The sequence below is a fragment of the Amycolatopsis solani genome, assembly GCF_033441515.1.
Classification (GTDB): Bacteria; Actinomycetota; Actinomycetes; order Mycobacteriales; family Pseudonocardiaceae; genus Amycolatopsis; species Amycolatopsis solani.
The window spans coordinates 1,249,570-1,268,257 of the sequence record NZ_JAWQJT010000002.1; the positions used below are offsets into that span (position 1 = coordinate 1,249,570).

16 protein-coding genes are annotated in these 18,688 nt (G+C 71.5%); 9 read left to right on the forward strand and 7 right to left on the reverse strand.

Annotation, left to right across the window (positions count from 1 at the left end; translation table 11 throughout):
- Window positions 1-179: 179 nt before the first annotated feature.
- The 4 genes from SD460_RS26300 (at window position 180) to SD460_RS26315 (ending at window position 4,736) form a co-directional block, all read left to right on the forward strand.
- The gene (locus tag SD460_RS26300; RefSeq protein WP_290056176.1) at window positions 180-965 is read left to right on the forward strand and encodes an Asp23/Gls24 family envelope stress response protein; all 786 of its coding nucleotides are present in this window, start codon (window positions 180-182) and stop codon (window positions 963-965) included.
- 397 nt (window positions 966-1,362) lie between these two features.
- The gene (locus SD460_RS26305; protein WP_318306869.1) at window positions 1,363-3,201 is read left to right on the forward strand and encodes a ThiF family adenylyltransferase; all 1,839 of its coding nucleotides are present in this window, start codon (window positions 1,363-1,365) and stop codon (window positions 3,199-3,201) included.
- The gene (locus SD460_RS26310) at window positions 3,198-4,148 is read left to right on the forward strand and encodes a 3-oxoacyl-ACP synthase III family protein (protein ID WP_290057598.1); all 951 of its coding nucleotides are present in this window, start codon (window positions 3,198-3,200) and stop codon (window positions 4,146-4,148) included. The genes SD460_RS26305 and SD460_RS26310 overlap by 4 nt, the downstream gene beginning before the upstream one ends.
- Before the next feature lie 39 nt (window positions 4,149-4,187).
- The gene (locus SD460_RS26315) at window positions 4,188-4,736 is read left to right on the forward strand and encodes a hypothetical protein (protein WP_290057599.1); all 549 of its coding nucleotides are present in this window, start codon (window positions 4,188-4,190) and stop codon (window positions 4,734-4,736) included.
- Here the strand turns inward: SD460_RS26315 and SD460_RS26320 are convergent.
- From SD460_RS26320 to SD460_RS26340, 5 genes are all read right to left on the reverse strand, one after another.
- On the reverse strand, window positions 4,733-5,287 hold the full coding sequence (locus SD460_RS26320; RefSeq protein ID WP_290057600.1) for a dihydrofolate reductase family protein: 555 nt from the start codon (window positions 5,285-5,287) through the stop codon (window positions 4,733-4,735). The two genes, SD460_RS26315 and SD460_RS26320, sit on opposite strands and share 4 nt — an antisense overlap.
- A 66-nt stretch (window positions 5,288-5,353) precedes the next feature.
- On the reverse strand, window positions 5,354-8,422 hold the full coding sequence (locus SD460_RS26325; protein ID WP_290057601.1) for a helicase HerA domain-containing protein: 3,069 nt from the start codon (window positions 8,420-8,422) through the stop codon (window positions 5,354-5,356).
- A gap of 2 nt (window positions 8,423-8,424) precedes the next feature.
- The gene (locus tag SD460_RS26330; protein ID WP_290057602.1) at window positions 8,425-9,051 is read right to left on the reverse strand and encodes a hypothetical protein; all 627 of its coding nucleotides are present in this window, start codon (window positions 9,049-9,051) and stop codon (window positions 8,425-8,427) included.
- Window positions 9,048-10,664 (reverse strand): CATRA system-associated protein, encoded by a 1,617-nt coding sequence (locus SD460_RS26335; RefSeq protein WP_318306870.1) that lies wholly within the window; start codon window positions 10,662-10,664, stop codon window positions 9,048-9,050. The genes SD460_RS26330 and SD460_RS26335 overlap by 4 nt, the downstream gene beginning before the upstream one ends.
- Before the next feature lie 3 nt (window positions 10,665-10,667).
- On the reverse strand, window positions 10,668-11,231 hold the full coding sequence (locus tag SD460_RS26340) for a toll/interleukin-1 receptor domain-containing protein (RefSeq protein WP_290057604.1): 564 nt from the start codon (window positions 11,229-11,231) through the stop codon (window positions 10,668-10,670).
- A gap of 181 nt (window positions 11,232-11,412) precedes the next feature.
- Here SD460_RS26340 and SD460_RS26345 point away from each other — a divergent pair, with 181 nt between their 5' ends.
- Entirely contained in the window at window positions 11,413-12,387 is a 975-nt protein-coding gene (locus SD460_RS26345; RefSeq protein ID WP_290057605.1) for an SEFIR domain-containing protein, read from the forward strand.
- A 4-nt stretch (window positions 12,388-12,391) separates the two neighbouring features.
- Here SD460_RS26345 and SD460_RS26350 read toward each other — a convergent pair whose 3' ends face one another.
- On the reverse strand, window positions 12,392-13,435 hold the full coding sequence (locus tag SD460_RS26350) for a zinc-binding dehydrogenase (protein WP_290057606.1): 1,044 nt from the start codon (window positions 13,433-13,435) through the stop codon (window positions 12,392-12,394).
- 54 nt (window positions 13,436-13,489) lie between these two features.
- The gene (locus SD460_RS26355; RefSeq protein WP_290057607.1) at window positions 13,490-14,116 is read right to left on the reverse strand and encodes a TetR/AcrR family transcriptional regulator; all 627 of its coding nucleotides are present in this window, start codon (window positions 14,114-14,116) and stop codon (window positions 13,490-13,492) included.
- A gap of 80 nt (window positions 14,117-14,196) precedes the next feature.
- Between SD460_RS26355 and SD460_RS26360 the strand changes: the two genes are divergently transcribed.
- From SD460_RS26360 to SD460_RS26375, 4 genes are read left to right on the forward strand one after another with little or no spacing between them, the layout of a single operon-like run.
- Window positions 14,197-15,486 carry a cytochrome P450 gene (locus tag SD460_RS26360; protein WP_290057608.1) on the forward strand — a complete coding sequence of 430 codons (1,290 nt, stop codon included), beginning with the start codon at window positions 14,197-14,199 and terminating at the stop codon, window positions 15,484-15,486.
- Window positions 15,483-16,373, forward strand: a complete 891-nt coding sequence (locus SD460_RS26365) for an alpha/beta fold hydrolase (protein ID WP_290057609.1) — start codon at window positions 15,483-15,485, stop codon at window positions 16,371-16,373. The genes SD460_RS26360 and SD460_RS26365 overlap by 4 nt, the downstream gene beginning before the upstream one ends.
- Window positions 16,357-17,202: an SDR family NAD(P)-dependent oxidoreductase gene (locus SD460_RS26370; RefSeq protein ID WP_290057610.1), complete on the forward strand. Its 846-nt coding sequence runs from the start codon at window positions 16,357-16,359 to the stop codon at window positions 17,200-17,202. Before SD460_RS26365 ends, SD460_RS26370 begins: the two co-directional genes overlap by 17 nt.
- Complete coding sequence (locus SD460_RS26375; RefSeq protein WP_290057611.1) at window positions 17,199-18,674, forward strand: flavin-containing monooxygenase; 1,476 nt, start codon at window positions 17,199-17,201, stop codon at window positions 18,672-18,674. Before SD460_RS26370 ends, SD460_RS26375 begins: the two co-directional genes overlap by 4 nt.
- The last annotated feature ends 14 nt before the right edge of the window (window positions 18,675-18,688 follow it).

Consider the following 18,688-nt stretch of genomic DNA (forward strand, 5'->3'; position numbering starts at 1 on the left):
ATCACGGATCGCCGAACCGGCCCTGACGGACGGTGATCAGCCCGGCGAGCGCCGGATATCCGTTGGGACACAAGCGAGTCTCGAAGGTGGGGGCCTGTGCCGCGCGTCACAGGTTCACCCTATAGTGGCGCCGTCTAGTCGTCCTCACAGTGAGTCGTCGCTCCCCGGGAAGGGAAACCATGTCCGACGTCATCAACAGCATCTTCGGCCGCCCCAAGAACGAAAACCCCAGCTCCGGCGAGTACGCCTACGGCAGCGCCGAGCCCGAACCCGTGGTCGCCGTCGCCCCGGCCGACAGCGCCGAAGACACGGATTCCGCACCCGAGCCCGAGACGGCCGAGGAAACCGCCGAAGACGTCGCCGTCGACAGCGACACCGACGAGGACAGCGACACCGACAGCGCCGAGGACGCGGCGGACTCCGAAGAGGACAGCGCCGAAGCCGAAGAGGACTCCACGGAGGACGACCCGGCCGCCGACGTCGCCGAGGACGACACCGACCCCAACGCCGTCGTCACCGAAGAAGACGCCGAGCCGGTCGCGGAAGCCGAGCCGGCCGCCGAGACCGAAGCGGCCGCCGAAGCCGAACCGGCCGCCGAGGCCGTCGTCGCCGAGGCCGAAGCCGTGATCACCGAAGCGGCCGCCGCCGAGACCGAGACCCGGCCCGCCGCCGGTACCCGCGGCAGCACCACGGTGGCCGACGGGGTGGTCGCGAAGATCGTCACCCGCGTCGCCGCCAAGGCCGAAGGCGTGCACAGCGTCGCCGAAGACGGCATCACGATCGAGCTCGCCGACGACGTCGCCTGGATCACCATCCCGCTGGTGATCGACTTCGGCCACGCGGTCAAGGCACTGGGCGAGCAGATCCGGGTCGCCGTGATCGACGCCGTCGAGCAGTACCTGGGCCTCGACGTCGAGGTCGTGGACGTCCACGTCACCGACATCCACTTCCCGGAAGCGGACTGACTCCCCCGCGCCCGGTCCCGTCATCCGGGACCGGGCGCCGGCCCGGCCGTCCGCTTCGGACGGTCCGGGCGATGATCTCTCCCCCGCCGGGGTGAAGCCGGTGGGGGAACCCGCGATTGCCGTCCTTCGGCCCTGTCGCACTGGGCGAACACCCACCACTCGTTCGAGTGGCGCGACCCCGATGATCTTCACCGGTCACGGGCACGCGATGTCACGCGATGTCGATTTCCCGCGTGGGTAAAGGATTTCCGGAGCCCGTCGAGGCCCTCCGCCGTCGTCGGGCCGGGTACGGCGGTGCGCTGCTACTGTTCCGCCGCTCTGGTCCGGACCACGCCGGCCAGGTCCTCCTCGCGGGCGGCCGTCTCTTCGCCGCCCCGATCTCCGGAAAAGGCGACTCTTGATCCACCTGAACCACCCCGGCCTGCGCGAGCCCGCGCCGGACCTGCCCGACTGGCACGTCACCGCGTTCCCCGGACCGCGGCCGGGCGACGGCGACCTGTCCCTGCTCGACGCCGTCCGCGCGCTGCGGGCCCGCATCCTGTTCGACCACGGCCGCCGCCCCGCGTTCCGCCGCGCGGACGGCTCCCACGCCGACGACCAGGACCTGGACTTCGGAGCCTGGCACTTCATCGCGCGGCGCAGTCCCGGCGGCCCGCCGCTGGGCTACATCCGGCTGTCCACTCCGGACACGAGCGCACGCTTCCAGTCCCGGGACTTCCTCGGTGACGAGGACTACGAAGAACTCCTCGCGGCCGAAGGGTTCCCGGCCGCGGACGTGTTCGAGCACAGCAGGCTCGTGGTCGAGCACCGCGCCCGCAAGCTCGGGCTCGGCCTCCACCTCAACGCGCTGGCCATCGCCGCGGCCCACCACCTCGGCGCGCGGGCGATGATCGGCACCTCCGGCACGAAGGACGGCCAGGACCGCTTCCACGAGCGCTTCGGTTTCCGGCCCGTCCGCGGCACCCGCCGCTACGTGCCGCAGTACACCGAAGACGTCGTGATCATGCTCCACCGCGTCGCCGACGGCGGTGGGCAGCACCACGACCTGATCACCCGGCTGCGCGAGGAGTTCCCGGTCATCGCCGCCGCGGGCGCGGGCCCGCTGCGGCCCGCGCCGCCGGTGCGCCGCCCCGCTCCGGTCACGCTGAGCGGCGCCGCCGCGCCCGACCGCGACACCTTCCGCCCGGTCCTGCACACCGCGGCCGATCTCGACGCGCTGCTGGCGTCCGGTGCCGTCCGCGAAGTCCACGACACGATCGACGAGCAGCTCACCGAACTGGTGCGCAGCCGCGAACCGGCGTGCCGCGACGCGACCGAGGTCGCGCGCAAGAAGCGTGAGCAACTGGCCGGCGCCGAGCCGTGGGAGTACGGCACCTGGGCGTGGTACCCGTGGTCGGGGCGGCTGGTGCACGTCCTGCCCCGCGAAGAGTTCCGCCTGGTCCGCACCGACCGCAACCGCGGCCGCATCGAGCGCCCGGACCAGCGGCGGCTGCTCGGCAAGCGGATCGGCGTCATCGGCCTGTCGGTCGGCAACAGCGCGGCGCTGACGTTCGCGCTGGAGGGCATCGGCGGCGCGTTCAAGCTGGCCGACTTCGACGACTTCGGGCTGTCCAACATGAACCGGCTGCGCGGCGGGCTGCACGACCTCGGCGTCAACAAAGCCGTGCTGTCGGCGCGGCAGATGGCCGAGATCGACCCGTACCTCGACATCGAGATCGAGCGGGCCGGGCTGACCCCGGAGACGATCGAACGGTTCTTCGCCGGCGGGCTCGACCTGCTCGTCGAGGAGTGCGACACGCCGTGGGTGAAGATCGCGGCGCGCGAGTACGCCCGCGACCTCGGCATCCCGGTCGTGATGGACTGCAACGACCGCGGCATGCTCGACGTCGAGCGGTTCGACCACGAACCCGACCGGCCGCTGCTGCACGGCCTGCTCGGCGACGTGAAGTCCGTCGACGTGCTGGAGCTGACCGCGCAGTCCCGGACCGAGCTGATCCTGGCCATGGTGGACGCCGGCCGGATCAGCCCCGAGCTGGCGGCGTCGTTCGGCGAGCTGGGCCGCACCTTGAGCAGCTGGCCGCAGCTGGCTTCGGGGGTCGCGCTCGGCGGCGCCCTGTGCGGCGAAGCGGCCCGCCGCATCCTGCTCGGCCACCCGTGCGCGTCGGGCCGGTTCTACACCGACCTCGACCAGCAGCTCCACCCGTCGCGCGACGTCTACGCGGGCGGTGCGCGGTGACCGCGCTCCCCGTGCCGGTGGCGATCACCGGCACCGGCGTCCACCTGCCGCCGCAGGTCGTGACCAACGCCGAACTGGCGTCGACGCTGGACACGTCGGACGAGTGGATCGTCAGCCGCACCGGCATCCGCTTCCGCCGCCGCCTCGCCCCGGACCGCGCCACCTCGGACATGTGCGCGGCCGCCGCCCGGCCGGCCCTCGACGCGGCCGGCGTCACGCCCCGCGACCTCGACGCGATCATCGTCGGGACCTACACCTCCGACCAGCCCCTGCCTTCGACGGCGTTGATCGTGAAGGAACTGCTCGGCGCCGGCCGCGCGCTGACCCTCGACGTCACGCAGGCGGCGTGCGCCAACGGGGTCCAGGCGCTGTTCCTGGCCGCGCACCTGCTGCAGACCTCGGCGGCGCGCACGGTCCTGGTGCTGGCGGCGGACTGCGCGTCCCGGGTGACGGATCCGGCCGACCGCACGACCAGGGTGTTCTTCGGCGACGCGGCGGGCGCGGCGGTCCTCACCCGGGCCGCGCCGGGAGCGGGCCTGCTGGGCTGGGACTTCGGCGCGGAGCTGTCGTACGACGTCGAGATCCCGGCACCGGGCGAGTACCTGAAGATGAACGGCCGCGCGGTCTGGACCACGGCGACCCGCTGCCTGCCGGACAGCATCCTCCGGGCGGCGGACGACGCGGGCGTGCCGGTGGAGGAGGTCACGCACTTCTTCCTGCACCAGGCCAACCTGAACATCCTCACGGCGGCACTGGACAAGCTGTCCATCCCGCGTTCCCGCGCCCCGATCACCGTCGACACGCTGGGCAACACGGGTTCGGCGGGCGTGTTCACGGCCCTGCACGAACGGTTCGGCTCGGGCGCGGTCCGTCCGGGTGACACGTACGTGGTGTCGTCGATCGGCGCGGGCTTCCAGTGGGGCACGTTGTGCTTCCGCCACGGCTAGACTGCCGTGGCGTTCGGTGACGGATCGGGAAGGCGGGACATGCCCATCGACAAGGTGCGGGTGGATCTGGGCTGGGGCCCGGCGAAGCTGTCCGGCGAATGGCGCCCGGACCAGGCAGAACGCGATGCGGCGTGGGAACTGTACGTCGAACTGGTGACCCGGATCACGGTGGCCCCGCTCGCCCCGGACCACGGCATCCTGCGCGAGGCGCTGGCTTCGCTGTACCAGCTGTTCGGGGTGACGCGGGACGTCCTGCGCCGGTACGGCCCGTCGGTGGCCAAGCCGCCTCGGAAGGGTGAGTACCGCTTCGGCCACCTGGCGATCTGGATGCTGAACGCGGTGCTGCGCCCGGTGCTGGCCCAGTGGCACCCGGCGCTGCAGGAGTGGGAGGCGAGCCGCCCCGACCGCACGTCGATCGTCGCCCACGAAGCGGCGTGGCCGCGGTCGGTCGAGCTGCGCGCCGAGCTGGAGCGGCTGCGGCTGGTGCTGCTGCAGTACGCGGAGATCTTCGCGGAGGTGTGCGAGGCGCCGGCGCTGATCGACGCGACGCACGCCATCCTGGCGCAGTACGAAGCGAAGCAGTCCTAGCGCGAGACCGCGTAGCGCAGGTGCGTGACGCCGCGGTCTTCGAGGCGGCGGGCCAGCCGCAGCTCGACCGGGTCCGACTCGCCGAACAGCCGCCGTCCGCCGCCGAGCAGCACCGGGACCAGGTGGATCTCCAGCTCGTCCAGCTGCCCGGCCGCCAGCAGGGCCTGCGCCGCACCCGCGCCGTGCACCATGACCGCGCGTTCACCGGCGGCCGCGCGTGCTTCTTCGGCGCAGGCCACCACGTCGGTGAAGTACCGCGTGCTGCCGGGCGCCGGGTCGGCCGGGTCGACGCGGTGGGTCAGCACGTGGATCGGCACGCCGTCGTGGTGGTCACCGCCCCACCGGCCGGCGAGCTCGTACGTCCGCCGTCCGGAGATGATCGCGCCGGTCGCCAGCGCCTCGCGGTAGATCTGCGCGCTCGGCCCGTCGCCGTGGCGGTCGTCCAGCCAGTCGAACAGCCGCCCGCCCCCGCGGCCCAGCTCCTGGCCGGGCCGGTCGTCCGGGCCGGCGATGAAGCCGTCGAGGGACATGGTCATGTAGAGGCGGATCATGGGGGTTCTCCTCGGAGTCGTGGTGCATCACCCCTGCGTCGAACGAACCCCGCCCGGATCGACAGCTCAGTCTTCCCGCGCCCGGGCGATCACCTCTTCCAGCCGCAGCGGGCTCGCCGGGTGGTGGGACAGGCACAGCGGCGTCGCCACCTGGCGGAACCCGAACGCCTCCCCGGCCACGTAGAACTGCGCGCGCTCCAGCCGTGAGATGTCCGCGACCGGGCTGCCCTTCGCACGGGCCAGCTCGTTGGCCGCGGCGATCTGGGCCGGGCTGTTGAGGCGGCCGAAGAACTGCGTCATCGCGTTGCCGACCACCTGGTTGTGCAGCCCCTTCGGCGCTTGCGTGGCGAAGAGCAGGCCGAGCCCGTACTTGCGGGCCTGGGAAGCGAGCACGATCGTGCTGCGCGTACTCGCCGTGAGACTCCCCGAAGACGCCATGGTCTGCGCCTCGTCCATCACGAACAACGCCCCCAGCGGCCGGTCCCCCGCCGGGTTGCGCTTGATCCAGGCGAACAGCTCCATCTGCAGCTGGTTGACGAAGTTCTGCCGCTGCTCCTCGGCCTGCAACCCGACGAAGCTGATCACCGAAACGCGCGCCCGCTTCCCGTCGGCGGGGGTCAGCAACACGCCCGGATCGACGGGTTCACCGCCGCCGGCGAAGAGCGGGTCGTTGACCATCGCCGCCTTGAGCACCTCGGCCAGCCCCGCGGCGATGCGCTTGGCGTCGTTGAGGTTGCTGACGTCCTCGGGCAGGTCGGTCAGCAGCTCGATGAGCGCCGGCAGGCTCCGCGACCCGGTCCGCGCGTGCTGCACGACCGCCTGCCGCAGGACGGCCAGCCCGATGTTGGTCTTCGCGGTGGTCCCGGTCAGCCGCGCCTGCGGCGCCAGCGTCGCCACGGCCACCTCGACGGCCGCGGCGAACTCGTCGGAGTCGTCGAGCACGCCGGCGAAGTCCGGCAGCGGCTGGAAGGCGAGCGGCCGCCCGGTCGCCCGCCCCGGCGTCCAGACGACGACGTCCGTCTCGGCCAGGTACCGCTTCGCGAGCTGGGCGTCATCGGGCCCCCAGCTGTCCGGCGGAACGGGCCAGGCGTCACCGAGCCGGGCGAGGTCGTTGTTCGGGTCGAGGACGATCGCGGAGACCCCGAGGAGCGCGCACTCCTCGACGATCCGCCGCAGCAGCACGGTCTTCCCGGACCCGGACCCCGCGAAGACGGCGGCGTGCTTGCGCAGCGCGGAGAGCTCGACCCGAACCGGCTCCCCGGAGCCGACTACGGTCCCGAGCGTGATCTCCCCCTCAGCCGGCGGCGGATGAGTCCCTTCGGCAGGCTGCCCCGACGGCTTCTCCGGCAGGACGGCGGACAAGAGTTCGGAACGGCTGGCGGGCCGTCGATCGATGAGCCACTCGTGCAGCTCGCGGCCGCCGTTGGCGAGCATCTTGTCGAGGGCCCAGAAGATCCGGACGTCGGCCGGGTTCGGCGGGATCGTCTTGCCGCCCGCGGTCGTGAACTTGTCCACCTCTTCCCGTGTCTTGGCGCCCTTCCCCCAGGCGTCCCGGAGGATGACGAGGTGCCGGTTGTCCGCCCCTTGCCGCTGCCCGGCCGCGGACCGCGCCTTCCGGAACCGGCTCAGCGCGGCACGCGGATCGCGCGCGGGGATCGCCCGGAACGCCCAGTGCTCCTGGAGGTCCGCGGCTTCGTCGAGGGTCCGGGTGAGCCAGGCGTGCACCTCACTCCGCGCGTTCTGCCGCTCGCAGGACCACTCGAGATCATCGTCCCCGACTTCGGTGACCCAGCACCGCAAGGCGGCGGAGAGCAGATCCGGCATGGCCTTGTCGACGCTCTTTTCCCCCAGCAGCTTCCCCGGATCGGCTTCGGCTTGCAGCTTCTCGAACTCGGCGTCTAGCTCGGCGAACCGATCGCTTTCGACGGCAGTCCGAACGGGCGGGGTCGGCACCGGGGCCTTCTCGTCGAAGGAGGTCAGCTCCCGGACCTGCCCGCTGCGCAGGCAGGCGTCGATGTGCGCGCCGATCCGCTTCAGCAGCTCGCGCGGGGTCCATTGCTCCCAAGGTCCTTCGAAAGCCGCGGGTGCCACCGGCCAGGTCGGGTGCGGTGGGGCGAAACCCATGGCCTGATAGGCCACCCCGAGCCGTTTCCCCACCAGGGCCCGGCCCGTCTCGGCGCGGGTGATCCGGCCGAGCGTCACCGATTCGCGGAAGCGATCGGGCACGGTTCCCGCTGCTTTCGTCCGGATCTGCTCCCATGTGCTCGGCAGGCACGCGAGCACCGTCAGGGTCTTGTGGGTGACTTCCCGCAAGCCCATGAGCCCGTCTGCGATCTGCGCGACGAGGAGGTCGTCCTGGACGTTCTGGCCGATTTCCTGGGTGCGCTGCGTCGACCGGGCGATCAGGGTGTCGAGCTGGTCGACGGCGATCACGACCGGACCGGTCAAAGCCAGCAGCCGCGTGATTTCCTCCACGAGCACACGAGCGGGCTTGGGGCGCGCGTAGATGTTCCACTGGCGGGCATCGGAGGTCAGCTCGGCGTCGCCGTCGAGGTAGTCCTCGCCGATGTACTTGACGCCGCGGTCCCGGCTCGCGACGAGCACGAGCGCCCGCGCGGTGTCCTCACAGTGCTCGGCGACCATCTCGTCCAGGCGGCGCACGCCGTCGACGAACGCCTCGATGTCGTCGACAGTGAGTCCGCTGCCGCGGCGGATCCTGGCCGTGACCTCGGCGCTGACCTGGGCCCGGAGGCACACGCGCAGGAGGAAGCTCTTCAGCTGCGACTCCCCCGATTCGTCCAGCCGCGCCAAACCGCGACGCAGTGCCTCGGCCGTGTTGTCCCAGAACGCCTCGGCGGCGGTCACGTCGTCGAGGAAGAAGTAGCCCCGCGCGCGGTGCACGTGCCGGCGGACGAGACCCAGGAGGTGCGTCTTGCCGACCCCCTTCAACCCGCGAAGGACGAGCCCGATCGGACTCGGTCCGTCGCTGGCCACGGCATCGCGGATCCCCGTGTCGAGAGCGGCGAGCGCGTCGTCGTGCAGTCCGTCGACGTGGTACGGCGAATCCCGCCAGACGTGGTCGGGCGTGTCGGCCCAGTCGAATCTCAGCGTCGCGAGTGCGGTCAGCTCGTCCATCGTCACGACACCTCGATCGAAATCAGGTGGTTGTCCTCACCGCCGATGCGGATCGCCGCTTCGCGATCCGCGGTGGTGAGCGACTTGCGGTTCTCCTCGGGGACGAGGTGCACCTTCCCCGCGCTGCTCAGTTCCTTCAGCACCGCGTCGACTTCCGCCGCGGACGCGCCCACCTTCGGCCGGAGGTCCACCAGGCCGACCCAGCCGCGAGGCTCCTTGACGAGCTCGTGGTAAGCCGCGCGGATGCGGTCTTCCAGGGATTCGGACCCGGTCGGGGGGAAAACGTCGAACAACCGCAGGTTCGCCCGGCGGAGGTAGTCGTCCAGCCGGCCGAGGATGACGTACAGCGCCGCCGCCAGTGGGCTCTGGCCCCGCTGAGGCGGCGGCCCACCCACCGCGAGCTCCTCCTCGCACCAAGCCCACCCGCTGTCGCTCAGCACGTGGACGAAACTCCGCTTGGGCCCCGTCCGGTCGCTGTCCACATACCCGAGCTTGTTCAACCCCGTGCGCTCAGTGCCCGTCAGGGTGAACCCGACGACTTCCTCCAGCTCTTGGTTGGACACCTCCCGGCCCAGCACCATCAGCGTGAACATCGCCGCGGTCTGCTTCTGTCCCAAGCGGTCCGTCATTCGAGATCCTTCCGGTGCTGCGTCGTGGTTTTCGCGCGGGTTTCGAGGAGGCGCAAGAGCCACTCGATCGCGTGGCGGGTCGGCTGCGGGGCGGCGTCGCGGACGTCGCCGTTCGGGGGGCGGGCTCGGGTGGCCACCGCCAGGTCGGCCGCGAGGTCGTTGGCGCGGGCGTCGTCGCCGGCGCCGATGGCCGCGCGGAGGCCGTCGAGGAGCTCGTCGACCAGGTCCCAGCGGGAGGGGCGCAGGCGCGCGTCGCGGGCCTGGTGCAGGACTTCGGCGACGTCGAGTGCTTCGAGCAGCGGGGTGAAGCCGCGGAGCTGGCCGACCAGGTCGCGGGCCACCTCCGCCGGGCCACGGGCGCCGAGGCGGAGGTAGCGCAGGTTGCCGACGTAGCCCGGGAGGCCCGCGGCCTCCGTGCCGGACGTCAGGACCGGGATGACGCGGCGGTCCTGGCCGAGCGTGCGGTGCAGGAACAGCTCGACCTCCGCCGCCTGCCAGCGGCTCACCTTGCCGTCGACGACCAGGCACAGGTGGCGGGCGTCGTCCTCGGCCCTGGACAGCAGCGTGCGGTCGCCCGACAGGGACTTGACCACCCGGACGTCCAGCTTCTGCAGCTCAGCGATCAGCTCGGCGGCCGGTCCGACCGACGATCTCGGGATGCTGACCCGCAGTTCGTGCTTGAACTCCTGGCGGCTCGCGCGCACCGCCGCCACGTAGGCGTCGCGGTTCTCCGCCAGCAGGTCGGTGCGGTCGAGGCGGCAGGCGATCACCGCGGCGACCGTCTCCAGCGCGAACCCGATCTGGTCCGCGCTCGGGGTCTTCTCCGACAGCACCGGCAGCTGCTCGCCGAAACTCCAGTACGACACGTACGGCAGCGTGAGGTGCCGGGACATCGTCTCCGGGGCGACGCCTTGGTCCAGCCACGTCCGGTACAGCTCGGCCGTCTCCCCGACGACGATCCGGCGCCACTCCTCCGACCGGCCGTACTCCTCCCGGTTGTCGAAGCGCGACAGGATCGGCAGGACGGTCAGCCGGGACCGGTCGAACGGCAGCAGGTTCCGCGCCTTGTCGGCGCGTCCGGCCAGGTCCAGCGCGCCGCGGATGCTCTGCCGGTTCGCCGTGAACAGCAGCACCAGGTGGTCCGGCAGGTGCGCGGTGCAGATGCTCCCGATGTCGGAGATCCCGGTGCGGCTGTCGATGAGCACGAAGTCGTACTCCGCGGTCCACTGCTCCCGGCACTTCTCGAGGTATTCGCCGAACCCCTCGTCGTACAGGTCGTCCCAGTCGATCGCCTGGACCTGGCCGACGTACCCGGGCCCCTCGCTCCCGGCCGCGATGAAGTCGAGCGCGCGGGCGCCCCGCAGCCGCATGACGTGCGCGCCCGGCGCGAACCGGCCGGCCCGGAAGTCCGCGACGAGGTCGACCACGCCGCCGCGGGGCCGGCCCGGCAGCTGCGGCCGGAAGTAGTCGCCGAGGCCGGGTGCTTCGAGGTCCCAGTCCAGGCACAGCACCCGGTGGCCCCAGCGCGCCAGGAGCACGGCGATGTTGGCCAGCGTGAAGCTGCGACCGACGCCGCCCTTGTAGGAGTAGAAGGTGAAGACCGAACCCGGCATCCGTCAGAACCTCGGTATCCGCGCCGGCTTCGGCGGCTCGGCCGCCGGGGTCAGCACCGGCCAGTCCGCCCGCCAATCCGGCGCTCGTTCGATGAGTTCTTCGAGTTCCTTGGCGATTTCCGCGATCTTGTGGTTGAACTCGAGGTACGCCGGCGCCAGCTGGAAGTGCTCGAACGGGTGGTTCCACTGCTGCAGGTCACGCATGCGCCGCTCGTGCGCCCAGTCCGGGAAGTTCCGCGAGTCGCAGAAGATCACCGGGTAGATGAGCGGGCCCGTGGTCAGCTCCTCGCGCTTCGCCATCGAGTACCACTCGGCCAGACACCATTCGTCCCGGAAGTACTTCGGCGAGCACACTGGAACCAGCACGCGGGTGTGCTGCAACGCCGTGCGCCATTCGTCCGGCCAGCTCGTGCCGGTGGGCACCCGGTCGTCGCAGAATATCCGCGCGTCGCGGTAGAGGTTGTTGTCGAGAACCTCCGCCAGCCGGGGGTGGAAATGGTTTTTCACCCACGCGGAAATGTCCCGGCCGGTGCGTTGGTAGCTGATGAACACGTCGTACTCGTACACGCGTGCCTTCGCTCCTTCGCCGCTCCCCACCAGGCATCGGTCATCCTAAGCCGGTCCCGAGCGGCCGGGAAAGGCGCGAAACTGGACAGAACCATGCCAATACCTGGCCACCACTGGACAATATCGGCCGCCCACTCGAAAGCCTTGACAAATGCGGAATCGGCGCATCATCGTTTTGCCGATGACCGACCGTGAAGCGCCCCGGGTGTTCGTCACCTACTCCCACGACTCCCCGGAACACCAGGATCTCGTGCACGAGTTCGCGTCGTTTCTGCGCACGGCCATCGGCTTGGACGTCCACCTGGACCTCTGGTACGACAACGTGCGCCGGGACTGGTCGTTGTGGGCCACCGAGAACCTCGCCGAGGCAGATTTCATCCTCGTGATCGCGTCGCCCGCCTACAAGCGGCGCGCCGACGGCACCGCGATGCCCCACGAGGGCCGGGGAGCGCAGTTCGAAGCGGCGATCATCCGCGACAACCTGACCCGTGACTTGCGCCGGGAGACCGAGCGCGTGCTGCCCGTCGTACTGCCGGGCCGCTCGATCGACGAGATCCCGGCCTTCCTCAACGCCCACTCGACGACGAGGTACACCGTCCCCGAATTCACCGGGCCCGGGGTCGCCGGCCTCGTCGCCGCGATCACCGGACAGGGCCAGTACCCGATGCCCCGTCGCGGAACCTGGCTCGGCGGAGCCCTTGCGCCACGCGAAGTACCCGCGGGTGAGCTGCCGTGGCTGTGCGCCAGCAACGGCGTGCGCCGCGGCCCGGCGTCGATCGGCGGGACGCGGTACGAAGAAAGCATCGTGCTGCGCCCGACGTCGCCGACCGCGACCGGAACCGGGTTCGTGGAGCTGGAACTCGGCGGCAACTACCAGCGGTTCAGCACCGTCGCCGGGGTCCCCGACGACGCCGCCGACGAGTTCCAGGTCGGCCGGGTGCGCGTGGTACTCGACGGGACCCCGCGTGCCCAGCACGACGTCACCGCCGGGAAGCCCGCCACCATCGACCTGGACGTGACCGGCGCCCGGCTGCTGCGAGTCGAAATGTCGCGCCCGGGAGCGCCGGCGTCGCCGTTCGGGTCCTCGGCCGTCGTCGTCACCCGGCGGGGTGGGCGCCCGCCCGAGCTGGCGCTGGGCGACCCCACCATGACCTAGCCGCTCACGGGGTGATGACCACCTTCAGCGCCGAGTTCGCCGCCGCGTTGGCGAACACCTCGTACGCCTCCGTCATCTCCGCGAACGTGAAGCGGTGCGTGCCCATGCGCTCGGCCGGGATGCGGCCCGAAGCCACCATCTTCAGCAGCGTCGGGATCGAGACCGTGTCCACCAGGCCCATCGTCAGCGTCAGGTTCTGGATCCACATGTCCTGCATCGGCAGCTCCACCGGCACCCCGTGGACGCCGATGTTCGCGATGCGGCCGCCCGGGCGGACCAGGGATGCCGCCGTGCGCAGGGTTTCCGGGTAGCCGACCGCTTCGATCGCCACGTCGACGCCGAGGCCGTCGGTCAGGGACCGGACGTCCTCGAGCACGCCGGGGGCGGCTTCGAACGCGTCCGTCGCGCCGAACTCCAGGGCCTTCTCCAGCCGGAACTTGTTGGAGTCCACGGCGATCACCTTCGACGCGCCCCACAGGCCGGTGGTCAGGATCGCGGCCAGCCCGACCGCGCCGGCGCCCACCACCGCCACCGTGTCGCCCGGGCGGACGCGGCCGGCCAGGACGCCGACCTCGTAGCCCGTCGGGAGCGAGTCGGCCAGGAAGATCGCCTGCTCGTCGGTGACTTCCGGCGGCACCGCGTACAGCGACGTGTCCGCGTACGGCACCCGCACCAGCTCGGCCTGCGTGCCGTCGATGAGGTGGCCGAAGATCCAGCCGATCCCGCCCACCGTCTGGCAGTGCGAAGGCATTCCGCGGCCGCAGTATTCGCAGCGCCCGCACTGGGTGATGGCGGGCACCAGCACCCGGTCGCCGACCGCGAACGCGCGTACGGCGTCCCCGACCGCCGTCACCGTGCCGACGGCTTCGTGCCCGAGGATCCGCCCGTCGGTGACCGCGGCGACGTCGCCCTGCAGGATGTGCAGGTCGGTGCCGCAGATCGTGGTCGTGCCGACGCGCACGACCACGTCGGTCGGCTCCTGGACGGCGGCGTCCGGGACGTCTTCCCAAGCCTTCGCACCCGGACCGTGGTAGACCAGCGCCTTCATCGTCGCCTCCGTCGGCCGCCCGGCGCCGGTGGCCGGGCACGGCCGGTTCCGACGCTAGGACCGGGGAAGCGGCCCGGCTGTCGCAATTTGAGACCGCGCCGGGCCCAGCAGAGCGAGTGACGCCCGCACCGCCACCTCGGTGACGTCCCCCGCTCGCCCGCCGTCCTCCACCGTGGTCGCGATCAGCTCCCGCAGCCCGCCCAGCAGCATGATCGCCAGCTGGCGGGACGGCGGGCTGATCCCCGCCGCGCGCAGGGACGGCGTGTCCGTGAGGCGCTGGGTCATCGCGATGAAGCCCTCCATCGCCTCGCGCTGCAGGTCGCGGGCCGCCGCGCCCAGCGCCGGGACGTCGCGGATCCAGCTCAGCGTGATCGCCGGCTCCGACTCCGCGCACGCGATCCACGCCTCGATCGCCTGGCGCACCTGCAGCGCCCACGGCGCGCCGGGGTCCACAGCGTCGGAGATCTGCTGGATCATCGCGCGGTTCGCGTCGGACAGCAGTGCGATCAGGCACTCTTCACGGCTCGAAAAGTGCTCGTAGAACGTGCGGCGGGAGGTGCGGGCGCGTCGGACGACGGCGGCCACCGTCGTGTCGCGGAAGCCGGTTTCGGTGATCGACGCGGCCAGCCCGTCCAGCAGGCGCTGGCGGTGCCGGCGGGTGTCGACGTCCACGGCAGTCACCCCTTCGCTCTTGAAACCAGATGGTACACCGGCGTACCGTACCGACGGTACGCTCGCGTACCACCTTCCCGGGAGGGTCGATGACGACCATGACACGCCCCGCGACGCTGCCGCCGGGGCCCGCCGTGCCCCGCGTCGTCCAGGGCGCCTACGCGCTCACGCAACCGTTGCGGGGCCTGCGGCGGCTCAAAGACCGCTACGGCGACGCCTTCACCGTCGACGTGCCGATCTTCGGCAACGCCGTCGTGCTCAGCAATCCCGCCGAAATCAAGCAGCTGTTCACCTCCGGCCCCGACCTCGTCGACAACCTCGAAGTCAACCTCGGCCGGGTGCTCGGCCCGCGCTCGCTGTTCGCCCTCTCCGGCGAAGAGCACAAGCGGCAGCGCAAGCTCCTGGTGCCGCCCTTCCACGGCCGCCGGCTCGCGGCCTACGAGAAGATCGTCGAAGAAGAAACCGTCCGTGAGCTGGCGAGCTGGCCGGAGGGGAAAGCCTTCGCCACGCTGCCGTCGATGATGCGGATCACCCTGAACGCCATTCTCCGCGCGGTGTTCGGCGCGGAAGGGGCCGAATTCGCGGAGCTGCGCGAACTGCTCCCCCCGTTCGTCACCCTGGGCTCGCGGCTGGCCGTCCTGCCGATCACGAAGAAGGGCCGCTTCAACCCGTGGCGCCGCTTCGAACGGATGCGCCGAGAGTACGACGCGATCGTCGACCGCCTGATCGCCAAGGCCCGCCCGGACGGCGACGACGTCCTCGCGATGATGCTGCAGACCCGCTACGACGACGGCTCCGGGCTCAACCGCGACGAGATCGCCGACCAGCTCCTCACCCTGCTCACGGCCGGCCACGAGACCACCGCGACCACGCTGGCCTGGGCCGTCGAACGCCTGCGCCGCCACCCGGCGGTCCTGCGCGAGCTCGCCGAAAGCGATGACCTCCTCGACGCGACGATCCTCGAGGTCCAGCGCACGCGCCCGGTCATCGACCTCACCGCCCGGCAGGTCAAGCAGGACGGCTTCCGGCTGGGCCGCTGGACGCTGCCCCGGGGGTACAACGTGCTGGTGAGCATCGCGCTGATCCACGACGACGACGCCGTGTTCCCGCACGCGGCCACCTTCGACCCGCACCGCTTCGCGGGCGCGCGCCCGGACCTCTACCAGTGGATCCCGTTCGGCGGCGGCACCCGCCGCTGCCTCGGCGCCGCCTTCGCGACCATGGAGATGACCGTCGTGCTGCGGACGGTGCTGCGGGAGTTCACCCTCGTCCCGACGTCCGAGCCCGGCGAACGCTGGCGCTCGCGGGGCGTGGCCTACGCACCCGCCAAGGGCGGCCGCGCGGTCGTGCGCCGCCGCAGCACCGGAGGAGAGCAGTGACCGAACAGATCGCCGACGCCGGCCGGGGGATTTCCCTGGCCTACGAACGGATCGGGGACGCCGGCGCCGAGCCGCTGGTCCTCGTCGCGGGCCTCGGCCAGCAGCTGCACAGCTGGCCTGACGCCTTCTGCGCGCAGCTCGCCGAGCGCGGCTTCGAGGTCGTCCGGTTCGACAACCGCGACGCCGGGCGCTCGACGCACCCGCGCTTCCGCCCGCCGAGCCTCCCCGGCATGCTCGCGGGCCGGTTCCCCGCGCAGCAGTACGACCTGACGGACCTGGCCGCCGACACCATCGGCCTCTTCGACGCGCTGGACCTCGAAACCGCGCACATCGCGGGCGTGTCGATGGGCGGCATGATCTCCCAGACGGTCGCGGCGCTGCATCCGGAGCGGATCCGCACCCTGACGTCGATCATGTCCACGACCGGGTCGCGCCTGCTCGGCCGCCCCGCGCTCTCGACGTTGCGGATGATGGGCGAGAAGCCGCCGAAGTCCCGCGAAGAGGCGGTCGAAAGCGCGGTCCGGATGTTCCGGCACATCGGCTCGCACGGCTTCCCGTTCGACGAGGCCTGGGTGCGCGAGACGGCCGGCACGGGCTGGGACCGCGACCCGACGGCAGGCGGCGTCGGGCGCCAGCTCGCCGCGATCATGAAGTCCGGCAACCGGACCCGGCTGCTGCGGAAGATCACCGCGCCCACGCTGGTGATCCACGGCGACCGCGACCGGATGGTCCACCCCACCGGCGGCGGCGCGACCGCCCGCGCGATCCCCGGCGCCCACCTGGAGACCGTCCCCGGCATGGGCCACGACCTGCCCGAAGGCGCGTGGCCGACCATCCTCGACCTCATCGACAAGCACGCGAGGAGCAGCGATGTCACGGCCCCGTAGCATTGTCGGCCGCCCGGTGGTGATCACCGGCGCCGCGTCCGGCATCGGCCGCGCGCTGGCCACCCGCCTGTCGCGGCTCGGCTCGCCCGTCGCGCTCGCCGACGTCGACGAAGACGGCCTCAAAGCCACCGCCGCCGCACTGCACGGCCGGGTGCTGACCCGCGTGCTCGACGTCCGCGACGCCGAAGACCAGCTCCGCTTCGCCGCCGAGGTGCGGGACTGGGCCCCGGCCCCGCTCGCCGCGGTGTTCAACAACGCCGGCGTCGCGGTCACCTCCACCGTGCTCGACGCGGTCGTCGAGGACGACGACTGGCTGCACGACATCAACTTCCACGGCGTCGTGCACGGAACCCGCGCGTTCCTGCCCATCCTCGTCGAGCAGGGCGAAGGCGCGATCGTCAACACCTCCAGCGTGTTCGGCCTGCTCGGGATGCCGAACCAGAGTGCATACTGCGCGGCCAAGTTCGCCGTGCGCGGGTTCACCGAGTCGCTGCGGCAGGAGCTGCACGGCTCCGCGGTCCGCGCGATCACCGTGCACCCGGGCGGCATCACGACGAACATCGCGCGCAACGCCCGCGTCCGGCGCGACCCCACCGGGCTGGGCCGCAGCCGCGAGGAGATGGCGGCGCAGTTCGAAGCCATGACCATGACGTCGCCGGACAAGGCGGCGGCGATCATCCACGCCGGTGTCGACCGCGGGAAGGCCCGCATCCTGGTCGGCCCGGACGCCTACCTGTTCGACGCGCTCGCCCGCATCACCCCCACCCACTACAACGCCGTGCTCTCGCGTGTGATGAGGCGCCCGCGGCGGAAAGAGGCCGTCCGATGACCGAGCACGTCGAAGTCCTGATCGTCGGCGCGGGGCTGTCCGGCGTGGGCGCGGCGCACCACCTGGCCACGGCGTTCCCGCGCAAGACGTACGCGATCCTCGAGGCCCGCGACGCCATCGGCGGCACCTGGGACCTCTTCCGCTACCCCGGCGTCCGGTCCGATTCGGACATGCAGACCCTGGGCTACCGCTTCCGGCCGTGGACCGACGCGAAGGCCATCGCGGACGGCCCGTCGATCCTCCAGTACGTCCGCGACACCGCGGCCGACGCCGGGATCGACCAGCACATCCGGTTCGGGCACAGAGTGGTCCGCGCCGCGTGGTCCACAGAGGACGCGCTGTGGACGGTCGAGGCGGTGCACGACGGGAAACCCGTGGAGTTCACCGCGAAGTTCCTCTACCTGTGCAGCGGCTACTACGACTACGCGGGCGGCCACACGCCGGAGTTCCCGGGCCTGGAGAACTTCGGCGGCACCGTCGTGCACCCGCAGCAGTGGCCCGAAGACCTGGACTACACGGGCAAGAAGGTCGTCGTGATCGGCAGCGGCGCGACCGCCGTGACCCTGGTGCCGGCGATGACCGACCGCGCCGAGCACGTGACGATGCTGCAGCGCTCCCCCACCTACATCCTGTCGCTGCCGTCGGAGGACGCGCTGGCCAACCGGCTGCGCGGCCTGCTCGGCCCGCGGCTGGCGTACCCGATCGCGCGCTGGAAGAACGTCGCCGTCAGCACGCTGATCTACCAGCTCAGCCGTCGCCGCCCCGGCGTGGTCAAGGCGCTGATCCGCAAGGCCGCGCTGAAGCAGCTGCCGCCCGGGTACGCCGTCGACACCCACTTCAAGCCGCGTTACCAGCCCTGGGACCAGCGGCTCTGCCTGGTGCCGGACGGCGACCTGTTCCGCTCGATCAAGCGCGGCGACGCCTCGATCGTCACCGACCGGATCGCTTCCTTCACCGAGACGGGGATCCGGCTCGAATCGGGCGGCGAGCTCGAAGCGGACGTCGTCGTCACCGCCACCGGGCTGAAGCTGCTCGCCTTCGGCGGCATCGAGCTGGTCGTCGACGGCGACCAGGTGAAGCTGCCGGAAACCATGGCCTACAAGGGGATGATGCTCAGCGGGGTGCCGAACCTGCTCTTCACGATCGGCTACACGAACGCGTCCTGGACGCTCAAGGCCGACCTCGTCGGCGAGTACTTCGTCCGGCTGCTGCGCCACCTCGACCGCCACGGGTACGACCAGGCCGTGCCGGTCAACGACGACCCGGCAGTCACCGAGCGGCCGCTGCTGGACTTCGACGCCGGGTACGTGCTGCGCTCGATCGACGAGTTCCCGAAGGCCGGTTCACGGGCGCCGTGGCAGCTGGGCATGAGCTACGCGCACGACGTCGTCAAGCTCCGGCACGGCAAGATCGATGACGGTGCGCTGCGGTTCTCGCGACGGACGGCGGGAGCGGGCAGACTGGGCGCATGACGCTCGGAACCGCC

Excerpts from the sequence above, each read along its gene's own strand:
- SD460_RS26360 (WP_290057608.1), top strand. The coding sequence starts at position 14,197 with ATGACGACCATGACACGCCCCGCGACGCTGCCGCCGGGGCCCGCCGTG.
- SD460_RS26370 (WP_290057610.1), top strand. The coding sequence starts at position 16,357 with ATGTCACGGCCCCGTAGCATTGTCGGCCGCCCGGTGGTGATCACCGGC.
- SD460_RS26330 (WP_290057602.1), bottom strand. The coding sequence starts at position 9,051 with ATGACGGACCGCTTGGGACAGAAGCAGACCGCGGCGATGTTCACGCTG.
- SD460_RS26345 (WP_290057605.1), top strand. The coding sequence starts at position 11,413 with ATGACCGACCGTGAAGCGCCCCGGGTGTTCGTCACCTACTCCCACGAC.
- SD460_RS26325 (WP_290057601.1), bottom strand. The coding sequence starts at position 8,422 with ATGGACGAGCTGACCGCACTCGCGACGCTGAGATTCGACTGGGCCGAC.
- SD460_RS26300 (WP_290056176.1), top strand. The coding sequence starts at position 180 with ATGTCCGACGTCATCAACAGCATCTTCGGCCGCCCCAAGAACGAAAAC.
- SD460_RS26375 (WP_290057611.1), top strand. The coding sequence starts at position 17,199 with ATGACCGAGCACGTCGAAGTCCTGATCGTCGGCGCGGGGCTGTCCGGC.
- SD460_RS26335 (WP_318306870.1), bottom strand. The coding sequence starts at position 10,664 with ATGCCGGGTTCGGTCTTCACCTTCTACTCCTACAAGGGCGGCGTCGGT.
- SD460_RS26320 (WP_290057600.1), bottom strand. The coding sequence starts at position 5,287 with ATGATCCGCCTCTACATGACCATGTCCCTCGACGGCTTCATCGCCGGC.
- SD460_RS26350 (WP_290057606.1), bottom strand. The coding sequence starts at position 13,435 with ATGAAGGCGCTGGTCTACCACGGTCCGGGTGCGAAGGCTTGGGAAGAC.
- SD460_RS26315 (WP_290057599.1), top strand. The coding sequence starts at position 4,188 with ATGCCCATCGACAAGGTGCGGGTGGATCTGGGCTGGGGCCCGGCGAAG.